This window comes from Streptomyces sp. NPDC059668, assembly GCF_042734135.1.
GTDB lineage: Bacteria > Actinomycetota > Actinomycetes > Streptomycetales > Streptomycetaceae > Streptomyces.
The window spans coordinates 32,104-45,793 of the sequence record NZ_JBHWEL010000003.1 but is presented as its reverse complement, the minus strand read 5'-3'; the positions used below and the strand labels follow the sequence as shown (position 1 = coordinate 45,793).

Sequence of the window (13,690 nt, the reverse complement as noted above, 5' to 3'; positions counted from 1 at the left end):
CGGCGCCCCCCCCGCGCCCCCGCCCGCCCCCCGGGGGCTCCCTCGCGCTCGGGGGGGGGCGGGGCGGCGCGCCCCCACGGCCCCCGCCGCGCCCCCCCCCGCCGCACGTCCTACGCGCCGGGGCCATGTCACCCGGGGGCCGAAGCATGCAGCGGGGCCGTCCCACGCGGCGGAGCCGTCCCGAGGGCGGCGCCGGCCCGCCCGCCGGTCGCCCCGACAGCCGCACGCGTCACCAACCGCCCGCATTATCCGCGGCCCGCGTCACCAACCGCCCGCATCACCCGCGGCCCGCGTCACCCGCGGCCCGCATCACCCGCGGCCCGCATCACCCGCGGCCGGCGGAGGCCGCCCACGCGCGGTTCCGCGGTGAGCCGCCCGCCGCCCGCCCTCCGCGAGGAGGCAGGCACCGGATCCGCCGCGCCGGCCGACCCGCACCGGGCGTGACAATGGCCGCATGAACTGGATCTCGGGTGTCGCCGGCGGGCTGCTCCTCGTCCTGGTGCTGGCCAGCATCCTGCGCACCCTCGTGGTGCCGCGGGGGCTCTACTCCTCACTGGTGATCCGCTGGTGGCAGGGGCTGCGCCTGCTCCTGCGGCTGGCCGCACCCGGCGGTGGCTACACCGCCATCGACCGCGCACAGACCTGGCTGGCCCCGCTCATGCTGGTCGGCATGCTCGCGAGCTGGCTCGGGGGCGCCCTGATCGGCTTCGGGCTGCTGCTGCACGCCCTCTCCGCGCTCACCTGGACCCAGTCCGTGCGGGAGGCCGGATCGAGCCTGTTCACGCTCGGTTTCGCCAGCGGCGCCCGTCTGCACCTGTCCTTCGTGGACTTCCTCGCGGCGGCCACGGGACCGGTCGTGATCGCCCTCCAGATCGCGTACCTGCCCACCCTGTACGCGGCCTACAACCGCCGGGAGCTGGAGGTGACCCTGCTCCAGTCACGCGCGGGCGAGCCCGCCTGGGGGCCGGAGATCCTGGCCCGGCAATGGCTGGTCGACACCGAGACCGCGCTGCCCGAGCTGTACCGCTCCTGGGAGCGGCTCGCCTCGGACATCGGCGAGAGCCACTCCACGTATCCGGTCCTGCTGGCGTTCCGCTCCCCGCGGCCGTACCGCAGCTGGATCGTGGGCCTGGTCTCCGTCATGGACGCGGCCGCCCTGCACCTCGCCCTCACCCCGGGCAGTGCCCCGCCCGAAGCCCGCCTGGTGCTGCGCGCGGGCTTCACCGCGCTGCGCGACATCGCGCGTTCCCTGCGTTTCGCGTACGACGCCGACCCCGCCCCGGACGCCCCGATCCGGTTGTCCTTCGAGGAGTTCGACGCGGCGGTGGCCATGGTGCGGGCAGCGGGCTTCCCCGCCGAGCGGACGGCCGGACAGGCATGGCCGCACTTCCGCGGCTGGCGGGTCAACTACGAGGCGATCGCCTACGAGTTGTGCCGCCGCGGCGACGCGGTCCCCGCGCTGTGGACCGGGGCGAGGGACTTCGCCACCACGCCCATCCCGCCGGCCCGGCCGGTGGACCGCCGCCCGTCGGACGGCGGTGCGGTACCGCCCCCGGCCGCCCCGTAGTCCGGGGCGGTCCGGGGGAGTTCGCGCGGGAGGGGGCTCAGCCGGCCAGCATGTGGGCGAGGACGGCGCGCTGGAGCGGACGCACCTCGGCGTGCAGGTCACGGCCCTTGCCGGTGAGCGCGACCCACACTCCGCGCCGGTCCTCCGCACACACCGTGCGCAGCACCAGTCCGTCCTTCTCCAGCCGTCCGATCAGGCGGGACAGGGCGCTCTGGCTCAGATGGACGCGGTCGGCGATGTTCTGCACCCTGCACTGCTCGCCCGCTTGCGAGGCCTCGCTGGCGGCGAGGATGTCCAGCACCTCGAAGTCGCTGGCGCCCAGGCCGTGCGGATGCAGTGCGCGGTCGATCTCGCACATGGTGCGCGCGTGCACCGACAGGATGTCCCGCCAACGGTCCTCGAGCCGGACGTCATCCGCCGTGTTCGCTGCCATGTCTGCACGGTAACAGAGGCGGCGCCGTTCATTGAGTGTGCAACCAGTGCAGCTGCATCAGTATTGCTGCATCAGTACGCGCCGGCGCCGCCCGGTGTCATGCGGCGGGGGCGTCCTGGAGGAGTCCGACGAGGTTTCCCTCCGGGTCCTTGACCGAGGCGATGAGCCGGCCGCCGCCCACGTCCTGGACGTCCTGGAGCGTCTCGGCCCCCGCCTCCAGGAGCCCGGCGAGCGAGGCCCGGATGTCGTCGACGTGCCAGAACGGAACCGGTCCGGTCATTCCCTTGGCGTGACCGTTGGGGTCGAGTCCCACGTCCTGTCCGGCGTCCTTGAACCCGACGTAGTACGGGGTGTCCGCGTACGGTTCCGCCCCCAGCAGTCCGGCGAACATGGCCTTCGCCCGTGCGAGGTCCTTGACGGGGTAGATGATGGTCTTCAGACCGGCGGTCATGGCGACTCCCTGATGATGCGTGTCGTTGGTGTGCGGCCGACGGGCTGTGCCGGCTCCTCCACGCTAGGACGGGGGAGTGCCCGGTGGCTTCTCGAATCCTGACCGGTCGCCGCGGGAACGGTCGGCCGCCTCGGCCGGCGCCGCGAGCACCCCTTGGGCCGGCAGGTGCGCTCCGGCGGCAGCCGGACCTCTTGTTCCCTCCCTTGTCCAAGAGGGGCCGACGGGGGTACGCAGGCACCTATGACGCACACTCCGAACTCCGGCCGTCCCGCGCCACTCGTGCCCCGCCACTGCCTCTCCCTCGGCGGGCACGGTCCCGAGGACGTGGTGGCCGACCCGCAAGGCCGGATCCTGACCGGCGTCGAGGACGGCCGCGTCCTGCGCGTCGAGGGAGCCGCGGACCCCGCCCGCGCCCGGGTCCAGGAGATCGCGCGGACCGGCGGCAGGCCTCTCGGGCTCGAACTCCTCCCCGACGGCGACCTGCTGGTCTGCGACGCCCGTCGCGGACTGCTTCGCGTCGGGGTCCGCGACGGCACCGTACGGGTCCTCGCGGACATGGTGGCCGGCGCGCCCCTGCGGTTCTGCAGCAACGTGATCGCGCTCTCGGACGGCACCGTCTACTTCACGGTCTCCAGCCGCCGCTACCCGCTGGACCAGTGGATCGGGGACCTGGTCGAACACACCGGTACGGGCATGCTGCTGCGCCTCGCTCCCGGCGCCACGGAGCCCGAGGTGGTGCTGGAAGGGCTGCAGTTCGCCAACGGTCTCGCCCCGGCCGCCGACGAGTCCTTCCTGGTCGTCGCGGAGACCGGCGCCCGGCGCCTCACCCGGGTCCGGCTCACCGGCCCGGCCGCGGGTCGCGCCGACACCTTCGCCGAGGATCTGCCCGGCCAGCCGGACAACCTCTGGCGCGAACCCGGCGGACCGATCTGGGTGGCCCTGGCCGGTCCCCGCGTCCCCGCCCTGGAGCTCCTGCACCGTCGCGGTCCCGCCCTGCGGCGCGCGGCGGCCGGCGTCGCGGTGCGCGCGCCGTTCCGGCCGCCGGGCACCACAGGGGTGGTCGCGGTCGACGACGAGGGCGCCGTCGTCCACCGTCTGGAACGCCGCCACGCACGGTTCCGCATGGTCACCAGCGTGTGCGTGGCCGACGGCCGGCTGGTGCTGGGAAGCATCTGGGAGCGGGGGATCGCGGTGTGCGACCTGCCGCCGGGCACCGGCCGCCCGTGACCGGTCCGGGTGTGCGGGGCCGCCGTCACCGGCGGTACGCTGTTCACCGGCCGCGATCTTGCGTCGCGGCGCGGCGGTGGGGCCCGCCGTACCCGAACCGCGGCTGTGCCGCCGCCAACGGTCCCTACTTGCGATGACGTGTGCCCCCCCGGGGCCCGGCGAGTAGGAGAAGTGCGTCCATGGCAGTCCCGCATCCCGAGCGAGTCGGTACACCCGACGCCCCCGTACGCCCGCCCGCACGTCGCGCGTCCCCCTGGGACGGCCAGGGGCCGGTGGTGGCGATGGTCGCGCTCGGCGGCGCCCTCGGCGCGACCGCCCGGTACGGGGCGGCCCGGCTGTGGCCGGTGGAGACCGGAGGTTTCCCCTGGACCACGTTCTGGGTGAACGTCGTCGGCTGCGCGGTGATCGGCGTCTTCATGGTCGTCATCACCGACGTGTGGGTGGCCCACCGCCTGGTGCGGCCCTTCTTCGGCACCGGGGTGCTCGGCGGGTTCACCACGTTCTCGACCTACGCCGTCGACATCCAGAGACTTCTCGACGGGGGTCACCTCGCGACCGGGTTCGCCTACCTCGCGGCGACCCTGCTCGCGGCGCTCACGGCGGTATGGCTCGCGGTCACGGTGACCCGCCGCACGCTGGCATGGAGGCGACGATGACCCGGCTGACAGGCAGCGCCCTACGCGTGACGATCTTCATCGGCGAGAACGACGTCTGGCACCACAGGCCGCTCTACACGGAGATCGTGCACCGCGCCCGCGCGGCGGGCCTGGCCGGTGCCAGCGTCTTCCGCGGCATCGAGGGGTTCGGCGCCTCCTCGCTGATCCACACCTCACGGCTGCTGTCGCTGAGCGAGGACCTGCCGGTGGCGATCGTCCTCGTGGACACCGAGGAACGCGTCCGCGGCTTCCTGCCCCAGCTCGACGAACTCGTCGGCGAGGGGCTGGTGATCCTCGACGACTGCGAGGTCGTCCGGTACGCGGGCCGCGACGCCGATTCCGGCAAAACGGGCAGGGAAGGTAAGAAATAGTTGTGAACTGGCTGCTGGTGATCGTGGGCGGGATGCTCGGCGCGCCCCTGCGCTATCTGACCGACCGCGCGGTGCAGACCCGGCACGACACCGTCTTCCCCTGGGGCACCTTCGCGGTCAACGTCGCCGGCTGTCTGATCCTCGGGCTGCTGACCGGCGCGGTCGCCGCGGGCGCCGCGAGCCCGGACCTCCAGCTGTTCCTCGGTACGGGCCTGTGCGGGGCACTGACGACGTACTCCACATTCTCGTACGAGACACTACGGCTGACCGAGACCGGAGCAGGGCTCTACGCGGCGGCGAACGTGATCGTGAGCGTGGCGGCCGGGCTCGGCGCGGCATTCGCGGGGGTTTCCCTCGCGCGAGCCGCGTGGGCCTAGGCCTTGCGCGCGCCCCGGGCATAGTAAGACTGTCTACAGCACTGTCGACCAACTCCTCAGAACTGGATTCCATGAGCGTCATCAACGTCGGTCAGGCCGTCGTCCTCGGAGTCGTCGAGGGAGTGACCGAATTCCTCCCCGTCTCCTCCACCGGCCATCTCAAGATCACCGAGGGGCTGATGAACATCCCCGTCGACGACAACGCCGTCGTCGGGTTCTCCGCGGTCATCCAGGTCGGCGCCATCGCCGCCGTGCTCGTGTACTTCTTCAAGGACATCGTGCGGATCGTCTCCGCCTGGGGGCGCGGACTGCGCGACAAGGAGGAGCGTCACAACCACGACTACAAGTTCGCCTGGTGGGTGATCTACGCGACCATCCCGATCGTGATCGTCGGCCTGGCCGCGAAGCCGCTCATCGAGGGTCCGCTCGCCTCGCTCTGGGTGGTCGCGGCCTCACTGATCGTCGGCAGTGGTGTGATGTGGGCGGCCGACCAGATGGGCCGGCACAAGCGCGGCGAGGACGACACCTCGTTCAAGGACGCGATGCTGGTGGGCAGTTCACAGATCCTGGCGCTGCTCTTCCCGGGCTTCTCGCGCTCCGGGGCGACGATGTCGACCGCGCTCATCCTGGACCTGGACCGGGTGGCCGCGACCCGGCTCTCCTTCTTCCTCGGCATCCCCGCGCTGACCGGCGCCGGGATCTACGAGCTGAAGGACGCGCTCGGCACCGGGGTGGGCGCCGCGCCGCTGGCCGTCGGCACGATCGTGTCGTTCGTGGTCGCCTACGGTTCGATCGCCTGGCTGCTGAAGTTCGTCGCCAAGCACTCCTTCAACGCCTTCGTGATCTACCGCATCGTGATCGGGGTGGCGCTGCTCGGACTGCTGGCGACGGGCACCCTCAACAGCTGACTCAACAGCTGACCGCCGCGGGGTGTGAGGTCACGCCGTCATCTCCGTGACCTCATGCCCCCGGAGGCGGCGCCGAGAAGGCCTCGCCACCGGACAGGGCGCCGCCGAACCCGGCCCGGGAAAGGGTCGTTGCCCGCCGACGCCGACGCCGACGCCGACGCCGACGCCGACGCCGACGCCGACGCCGACGCCGGTTCCCGGCCCGAGACGGTGGTGGGCGGCGGCATCCCGCGGGCGGCCCGGGCCGTTGGGCGCCCGCACCGGCCGGGCGGCACAATGGTGATCATGTCCGCGTCGCAGTCGTCCCCGACGTTCCTGCCGGTCCTGGAACGCATCGCCACCGAGATCGAACAGACGCCCGGCCGCGGGCGGCCCGCCGACTACATCCCGGCGCTGGCCGCCTGTGACCCCCGGTCCTTCGGCATGGCCGTCGCGGAACTCGACGGCACGGTGTACGGGGTCGGGGACTGGCGGCAGCCGTTCTCCACCCAGTCCATCACCAAGGTCTTCACCCTCGCCCTCGACCTGGCCCGTGAGGGCGACGAACTGTGGGAGCACGTGGGCCGCGAACCCTCGGGCAACCCCTTCAACTCGCTGGTGCAGCTGGAATACGAGAACGGCATCCCGCGCAATCCCTTCATCAACGCCGGTGCCCTCGTCGTCACCGACCGGCTCCAGACCCGGACCGGCGACGCGGCGGGCACCCTGCTCGGGTTCCTGCGCGCCGAGAGCGGCAACGCCGACCTCACCTTCGACAAGGACGTGGCCGCCTCCGAGGCCCGGCACGGCGACCGCAACGCGGCCCTCGGCCATTTCATGGCGTCGTACGGCAACATCGACAACCCGGTGCCGGTCCTCCTCGACCAGTACTTCCGGCAGTGCTCGATCGAGGCGTCCTGCGCCGACCTCGCGCTCGCCACCGGTTTCCTCGCCCGGCCCGGGATCCGGGCGGACGGCTCCCGGCTGCTCACCCGCAGTCAGGCCAAACAGGTCAACGCGGTGATGCTCACCTGCGGCACCTACGACGCGGCCGGCGAGTTCGCCTACCGGGTCGGCCTGCCCGGCAAGAGCGGCGTCGGCGGCGGCATCATCGCCGTGGTCCCCGGCCGCTGCACCCTGTGTGTCTGGAGCCCCGGTCTGGACGAGCACGGGAACTCCGTCGCCGGGGTGGCGGCCCTGGACCGCTTCACCACCCTGACCGGACTCTCGGTGTTCTGAGCCGCGGGGTCGGCCCGGGCAGCCGCTCCCCGGCGCGCCCACGGCCTCCGGAATCCACGGCCTGTCCCGCGACGCCCCCGCACGCCACGCGGAGGTAACTCGACCGCCCCCGTCCGGAGGGCATCACGTCGCTTTCCGGCCACCCGCCCTTGACACGCTTTCCAAGTGTTGGCCAAGGCTTACCCCGTCGATCTCCGCCGCTGCCAGGCTCTGGGCCTGGCCGGCACCGCCTTCCTCGCGCTGGGCGGTGAGACCGCCGGCGCCCTGCCCGCTCACGATCTCCTCGCCCCCGGCTCCAGCCGCGCGGTGCTCGGACTGGTCGGTGTGTACTTCGGCGTCGTCCTGCTGATAGCCGCGTGGGTACTGCTCGGGACGGTGGTACGCGGCCCCGAACCGCCCACCCCGCGAGCCCTGTTGCTGGTGCTGGCCGCGTGGGCGGCCCCACTGCTGCTCGCCCCGCCGCTGTTCAGCAGGGACGTGTACAGCTATCTCGCCCAGGGCGCCATGGTCGACGCGCACATCGACGTCTACGCGCACGGGCCCGCACAACTCGGCGGCCCGCTCGCCGACGAGGTGGCACCGGTGTGGCAGCAGACCACCACGCCGTACGGCCCGGTCTTCCTCGCCGTCGCCTCCGCGCTGTCCGGCCTGACCCGCGGCGAGATACCGGCCGGACTGCTCGGCATGCGCCTGGTCGCCCTGCTCGGTGTCGCGCTGATGGCGGCCGCGCTGCCCCGGCTGGCCCGGCACAGCGGTGCCGATCCGGCCGCGGCGCTGTGGCTCGGCGCGCTCAACCCGCTCGTCCTGCTGCACCTGGTGGCCGGCGCGCACAACGACGCCATCATGCTCGGACTGCTCGGGGTCGGCCTGGTCGCCGCGCGCGGCCGCTGGTACGTCGTGGGCATCGTCCTCATCACCCTCGCCGCCCTCGTCAAGGCGCCCGCCGCGCTGGGCCTGCTGGCGGTCGTGGCACTGCGCGGGCGGCGCGGTGCGTGGCGCACCGTCCTGACCACCGCCGGCGTCGCGCTCGCCACCACCGTCGCGGCCACCGCGATCGCGGGGACCGGATACGGCTGGATAGCGGCCCTGAAGACCCCGGTCTCCCCGCACAACTGGTCGCTCACCAGCCTGCTCGGCCGGGGCACCGCCGCCGTGCTCGGGGACCTCGGCAGCGGCCTCGCACCGCTCGCCATGCCCGTCTGGCACGCGACCGGACTGGTCGTGACCGTGCTCGTCGTGCTGTTCATCTGGCTGCGCCTGCGACCGGGTCCCATCTACGCGCTGGGCCTCAGCCTGGGCGCGGTCGCGGTGTTCGGCCCGGCGATCCGGCCCTGGTACGCCCTGTGGGGCCTGTTCCTCATCGCCGCGGCGGCCCCGAACGGTTCGGTACGCCACCGCGTCGCAGCCGCCAGCGGAGTGCTCGCGCTCGCCGTGCTGCCGAGCGGAGCGCCCGCGGACGTCAGCCAGGTGGTGCTCGCCGTCTCCGGCGGAGCGCTCGCCCTCGTCGTCCTCTGGCAGGCCCGTCAGGCGGCCGTGACCGAGCCGCGGCCCCCGATGCTGGGCGGGACCGCGTGAAGGCCCCGGAGACCGGCGGCAGACGGCTGCTGGCCGTCTGCGTGCTCGCCACCGCCGTGGCCGTGTTCACCGCCACCGTGCCGTTGCTGCGCGACTGGTTCGACCTGCGCGTGTACTACGGCACCGTCGACGCCTGGGCCCATCACGGCGGTGGCATCTACGACTACCTGCTGCCGGGGACGACGTACGGCTTCACCTATCCGCCGTTCGCCGCCCTCACCATGCTGCCGATGGCCCTGGTGGGAGAGAACACGGCGATCGCGCTCGCGCTGCTGCTCAACCTCGTGGCGCTGTCCGCCGTCGTGTGGATCCTCGTCGGGCCGGCGCTGCGCCGCCGCTACGGCTGGTTCGGCTTCGCCCTCGCCGGCTGCGCGCTCGCCCTGTTCGAGCCCGTCCGCGACACCTTCAGCTTCGGACAGGTGAACCTGCTGCTGCTGGCCCTCGTGCTCAGCGACGCGTGGCTGCTGTCCACCGGCCGGGGGCGCCGGGCGGGCGTCGGCATCGGACTGGCCGCGGCCGTCAAGCTCACCCCGGCGATCTTCATCGGCCTGCTGCTGCTCGCGCGGCGCTGGCGGGCGGCGGGGGTCGCGACGGCCGTCACCGCGGGCGCCACCGCCCTCGCGGCGTGGGCGGCGCCGGGACCGTCGCGCGTCTACTGGACCGAGGCGCTGTGGGACACCGGGCGCATCGGACGTCTCGACTACGTCTCCAACCAGTCGCTCCAGGGCGTCCTCGCCCGGCTCGCGGCACCGGGCGAACCGAGCCGGGCCGCCTGGGCGACCGCGGTCCTGCTGGCCCTGAGCGTGTGGGCGTGGCGCACCTCGCGGGCCGTGGCGGACGAGGACTGGACGGCCGCGTTCGCCCTCACCGGACTCGCCGCCTGTCTGGTCAGCCCGATCACCTGGGTGCACCATCTCGTCTGGCTGCTGCCGTCCTTCGCCGTGCTGCTGCACCGGCACCGTACGCGGGTCGCGGCCGTGCTGTACGCGGTCCTGTGCAGCAGCGTGGTGTGGCTGTGGTTCGACGACGCCTCCGGGTTCGACGGTTTCCTCGGCAGCAACGCCTACACGTGGATCACGCTGGGGCTGCTGCTGTGGCTGCCGGTGGGTCAGCCGCGGCCGGCCCGCCCGTTCTTGAGCCGCAGGGCGAAGGCCACTCCACCCGCGCCGAGTCCGGCCGCGCCCATGATCCCTGCCGTCTCGGGCCAGCCGACGTCGACGCCGTCGTTCTCCGGGAGCGTGGGAGGCGCGGACACGGCCGGCCTCGGCAGCGCGGGAGTCCGGGCCTCCAGGATCGACCCGACGGGATCGACGTGCCCGGCGGACGCGAATCCCCAGTCGAGCAGCGCCCGCGCCTCCTCGTACACCGTCAACCCGCCGCCCGCCTGAGGGTTCATCAGCGTGACCACGAGGGTGCGGCCGCCATGCCGCGCGGCGGCGACGAGCGTGTTGCCCGCCTGGGTGGTGTAGCCGTTCTTGACCCCGATCAGCCCCGGGTAGGGCTCCACCCCGTCGGCTCCGGTGAGCAGCCGGTTGGTGTTCTCGATGCGGTACGGGAAGTCGGTGCCCGGGAAGGTGGCCTGGGCGGTGGAGCAGTACCGCGCGAACTCCGGGTTGCGTAGTCCGGCCCGTCCGAAGACGGCGAGGTCGTACGCCGAGGAGACCTGGCCGGGTGTGTCGTAGCCGTCGGGCGAGACGACGGTCGTGTCGTGGGCGCCCAGTTCGCGGGCCTTGGCCTGCATCTGGTCGGCGGTCTTCTGCCAGCCGCCGTTCATCGAGGCCAGCACGTGCACGGCGTCGTTGCCGGAGTGGAGGAAGACGCCGCGCCACAGGTCCGCGACCCGGTAGGTGCGCCCCGCGGTGACGCCCACCAGGCTGCTGCCTTCCCCGATGCCCGCCAGCTCCGCGCCTTGGACGGTGTGGCGGACGTTGCCGGGCAGTGCCGGGAGCACGGTGAGCGCGAACAGGGTCTTGAGGGTGCTGGCGGGCGCGAGCTTGCGGTGCGCGTTGTGCGCCGCGAGCACGTCGCCGGTCCGGGCGTCGGCCACCAGCCACGACAGCGCGGAGACGTCGGGGACCGCGGGCGCCCCGGCCCGTGGCAGTACCCGGGTGCCGGGTCCTTGGAGGGACGGCGGTCCGGAGGGCTTGGGGCTCGACAGGCCCGGGGTGGGGCTCTGGCCGGAGCCCGAGTGTGCCAGGGCCGGGCTCGGGGCGAGGGCGAGCGCACCGGCCACACAGACGACGGAGCAGGAGACGGCGGCGCGAGAGACAGCAGCCCAGGGTGCGAATCCGATAGTCATACCGCAAACGTAGGAACGAAGACGCTCCACGCGGGGACGCCGGGCCCGGGCGAGGAGATCGAGCACCCGGATGCCGCACGCGGACGGTCCGGGAGGGGGTCAGACCGTGGGCAGGGTGGGCTGGACCTGGCGCAGGAAGGCCGCGTTGTCCGGGGTGGCGCGCATCCGCTCCAGGAGGGTCTCCAGGGCGGCCTGGGCGTCCCGGGTCTGCAGGGCGCGGCGCAGCCCCCGGACGGCCGACAACTCGTGGGAGGCCAGGAGGAGTTCCTCGCGGCGGGTGCCGGACGGGGTGACGTCGACGGCGGGGAAGATGCGCCGGGAGGCCGTCAGGCGGTCGAGGCGGAGCTCCATGTTGCCGGTGCCCTTGAGCTCCTCGAAGAAGAAGTCGTCGGCGCGGGAGCCGGTCTCGACGAGGGCGGTGGCCAGAATGGTGAGCGAACCGCCCTCCTCGGCGAGGCGCGCGGCGCCGAAGAGCTTCTTGGGGCCGTGCAGCGCGGCCGCGTCGACGCCGCCGCTGAGGGTGCGGCCACCGGCGGCGGCCGCGTTGTTGTGGGCCCGGCACAACCGGGTGAGGGAGTCCATCAGGATGACGACGTCCTCGCCCTGTTCGACGAGCCGCTTGGCGCGTTCGACGACGAGCTCCGCGAGCGCGATGTGCTGCTTGGGCGTCTGGTCGAAGGTCGAGGCGTAGACCTCGCCCCTCACGGAGCGCCGCATGTCGGTCACCTCTTCGGGCCGTTCGTCGAGCAGGACGACCATCAGGCGGCATTCGGGATGGTTGCCCGCGACGGCGGCGGCGATCTGCTGGAGCAGGACCGTCTTGCCGGTCTTGGGCGGGGCGACGATCAGCCCGCGCTGGCCCTTGCCGACGGGGGAGACGAGGTCCATGACGCGTCCGGCCATGCCGCTCGCCGGGTGCTCCAGGCGGAGCCGTTCGCGGGGGTGCAGGGGGGTGAGGTCGCCGAAGTGGGGGCGGTGGCGCAGCTCCTCGGGTGCCCGGCCGTTGATCCGTTCGATCTCGGTGAGGGCGCGGGAGGTACCGCGTACGCCTTCGACGGTGTCGCCCTTGCGCAGTCCGTGACGACGGATCAGCGCGGCGGACACCTGGACGTCGGCCGATGTGGGCAGGCAGGTGGCGGTGCCGCGCAGGTGCCCCTGGCCGTTGTGGGCGATGTCGAGGACACCGGCGGCGCGGGACGGGAGCTGCTGTCGTACGGGAGGGTGTTCGAGTGTGGTGGTCATGAGAGGGGGTCCTTTCGAGGACGGGTCCATGAGGTCATGAGGAAGGCAGGGAGGTGCCGGGGGAGGCGGCGTGCTCACGCCTCCGTACGGCGGGGGAGACCGCCGGGGGAGCCACGTCCTGGTGCGCTCGGAAGGCGGTGCGAGGAAGCTGACGGCCGGTCGACACGACGGGCGGGTCAGCGAGAAGAAGGAGGATCGGCACCGGCGCCCGGCACGGGGCGTACACAAGTGCTGTACGCACTGTACCACCTGACGGCCGGATGTCGCTGTGAGGTGTGCCTCGGTGCGCTTCGGCGCAGCTCAGTCCGTGTTCCGGTGTCCGGCGAGCAGGCCGTAGAGCAGCGGGATGCGTGGCTCGTTCTCCGGCAGCCGCCACCAGCCGGACGGTGTACGGGTCATCTGCGGCCAGCGCGGCCAGGGCAGCGCGTCGCTCTCCCGCAGCCGTCGGATGCCGAACCCCGCCCCGATCAGCGCGTTGACGACGTCACCCAGCCCGTGCATCCACTCGTAGCTGTCGGTCGAGCCCTGCACGGCGGGTCCGTCGGTGTACGTGTACGTGGCGTCCCGGCGCACGGCGTCGCGGCCGCCCAGGTAGTCGTGCCGCAGCAGCAGCCGGCCGTCGTCGCCCGGGGCCGGTTTGGGGCCCAGGGAGTTGAGCAGGGGGTGGAACTCGGCGATGTACAACCGCCCTTCCGGACGCAGCAGTCGGGAGAGCACCGCGGCCCAGCGGTCCAGGTCGGGCAGGTAGCACAGGGCGCCCTTGCCGGTGTAGATCACGTCGAACCGCCGTCCCTCCAGGGCCTCGACGGCGTCGTACACGTTGGCCCGTACGTACGTGACGTCCACGCCCGCCCGTGCGGCGATGGCTGTCGCGGCCGTCACCGAGGCCTCGGAGATGTCGAGCCCCACGGCGCGTGCGCCCCGTTCGGCGAAGGCGATCGTCTCGGTGCCCAGATGGCACTGGAGATGGAGCAGGTCGCGGCCGGACAGCTCGCCGAGGTCCTCCCACTCGAAGGCGGCGAACCAGCGGGCGGGGTCGAGCCTCTCGTGGAGTCCGTAGAAACGGCTGGCGAGGTGAACGGGGGTCCGTGCGTCCCAGTTGGCCTGGTTGGCCCGCATCATCCGCGTGTGCTCGTCGGTCATGGGCTCGTCGGTCATGGACCCATCCAACCGTGTGCGGACGGCGGACGGTGGGAGCGCCGCGTCGCGGGAACCGGCCGTGCGCGGAGGTTCGCACCCCGTGCCGGGCCCCGCCCGTGCGGGCGGAACGGCCGGACACGGCCCGGCGCGGGCGTCCCAGGACTTCGGGCGCCGGCGACTCCACGAGGTGTCCGGGCGCACCTCGCCGTCCAGGGCCCGCCTCTCC

The 13,690-nt window shown here is 73.0% G+C and carries 13 protein-coding genes and 1 pseudogene; 9 read left to right on the top strand and 5 right to left on the bottom strand.

Annotation, left to right across the window (positions count from 1 at the left end):
* The first annotated feature begins 454 nt into the window (after positions 1–454).
* The gene (locus ACFV2J_RS03855) at positions 455–1,567 is read left to right on the top strand and encodes a hypothetical protein (RefSeq protein ID WP_385437212.1); all 1,113 of its coding nucleotides are present in this window, start codon (positions 455–457) and stop codon (positions 1,565–1,567) included.
* 37 nt (positions 1,568–1,604) lie between these two features.
* Here the strand turns inward: ACFV2J_RS03855 and ACFV2J_RS03850 are convergent, their stop codons facing one another.
* On the bottom strand, positions 1,605–2,000 hold the full coding sequence (locus ACFV2J_RS03850; protein WP_385085465.1) for a MarR family winged helix-turn-helix transcriptional regulator: 396 nt from the start codon (positions 1,998–2,000) through the stop codon (positions 1,605–1,607).
* Between the two features lie 97 nt (positions 2,001–2,097).
* Positions 2,098–2,451 carry a VOC family protein gene (locus ACFV2J_RS03845; RefSeq protein ID WP_385085463.1) on the bottom strand — a complete coding sequence of 118 codons (354 nt, stop codon included), beginning with the start codon at positions 2,449–2,451 and terminating at the stop codon, positions 2,098–2,100.
* 240 nt (positions 2,452–2,691) lie between these two features.
* Between ACFV2J_RS03845 and ACFV2J_RS03840 the strand changes: the two genes are divergently transcribed.
* The 8 genes from ACFV2J_RS03840 (at position 2,692) to ACFV2J_RS03805 (ending at position 10,171) form a co-directional block, all read left to right on the top strand.
* Positions 2,692–3,678, top strand: coding sequence for an SMP-30/gluconolactonase/LRE family protein (locus ACFV2J_RS03840; RefSeq protein ID WP_385085461.1), 987 nt, complete (start codon positions 2,692–2,694; stop codon positions 3,676–3,678).
* A gap of 179 nt (positions 3,679–3,857) precedes the next feature.
* Positions 3,858–4,334 (top strand): fluoride efflux transporter CrcB, encoded by a 477-nt coding sequence (gene crcB, locus ACFV2J_RS03835; RefSeq protein ID WP_385085459.1) that lies wholly within the window; start codon positions 3,858–3,860, stop codon positions 4,332–4,334.
* Positions 4,331–4,705 (top strand): DUF190 domain-containing protein, encoded by a 375-nt coding sequence (locus tag ACFV2J_RS03830; RefSeq protein WP_385085457.1) that lies wholly within the window; start codon positions 4,331–4,333, stop codon positions 4,703–4,705. Before crcB (ACFV2J_RS03835) ends, ACFV2J_RS03830 begins: the two co-directional genes overlap by 4 nt.
* Before the next feature lie 2 nt (positions 4,706–4,707).
* Positions 4,708–5,082 carry a fluoride efflux transporter CrcB gene (gene crcB / locus ACFV2J_RS03825; RefSeq protein ID WP_385085455.1) on the top strand — a complete coding sequence of 125 codons (375 nt, stop codon included), beginning with the start codon at positions 4,708–4,710 and terminating at the stop codon, positions 5,080–5,082.
* A gap of 71 nt (positions 5,083–5,153) precedes the next feature.
* On the top strand, positions 5,154–5,990 hold the full coding sequence (locus tag ACFV2J_RS03820; RefSeq protein WP_385085453.1) for an undecaprenyl-diphosphate phosphatase: 837 nt from the start codon (positions 5,154–5,156) through the stop codon (positions 5,988–5,990).
* Positions 5,991–6,266: 276 nt separating this feature from the next.
* Entirely contained in the window at positions 6,267–7,208 is a 942-nt protein-coding gene (locus ACFV2J_RS03815) for a glutaminase (RefSeq protein ID WP_385437318.1), read from the top strand.
* A 165-nt stretch (positions 7,209–7,373) separates the two neighbouring features.
* Entirely contained in the window at positions 7,374–8,783 is a 1,410-nt protein-coding gene (mptB, locus tag ACFV2J_RS03810) for a polyprenol phosphomannose-dependent alpha 1,6 mannosyltransferase MptB (protein ID WP_385085450.1), read from the top strand.
* Positions 8,780–10,171, top strand: a complete 1,392-nt coding sequence (locus ACFV2J_RS03805) for a glycosyltransferase 87 family protein (protein WP_385085448.1) — start codon at positions 8,780–8,782, stop codon at positions 10,169–10,171. Before mptB ends, ACFV2J_RS03805 begins: the two co-directional genes overlap by 4 nt.
* A 62-nt stretch (positions 10,172–10,233) precedes the next feature.
* Here the strand turns inward: ACFV2J_RS03805 and ACFV2J_RS03800 are convergent.
* The 3 genes and pseudogenes from ACFV2J_RS03800 to ACFV2J_RS03790 all read right to left on the bottom strand — a co-directional run.
* Positions 10,234–11,082, bottom strand: a pseudogene (locus ACFV2J_RS03800) (D-alanyl-D-alanine carboxypeptidase family protein); the annotation flags it as partial.
* 99 nt (positions 11,083–11,181) lie between these two features.
* Complete coding sequence (gene rho, locus ACFV2J_RS03795; RefSeq protein ID WP_385085446.1) at positions 11,182–12,324, bottom strand: transcription termination factor Rho; 1,143 nt, start codon at positions 12,322–12,324, stop codon at positions 11,182–11,184.
* A 300-nt stretch (positions 12,325–12,624) separates the two neighbouring features.
* Positions 12,625–13,467 (bottom strand): class I SAM-dependent methyltransferase, encoded by an 843-nt coding sequence (locus ACFV2J_RS03790; RefSeq protein ID WP_385085469.1) that lies wholly within the window; start codon positions 13,465–13,467, stop codon positions 12,625–12,627.
* Positions 13,468–13,690 lie beyond the last annotated feature (223 nt).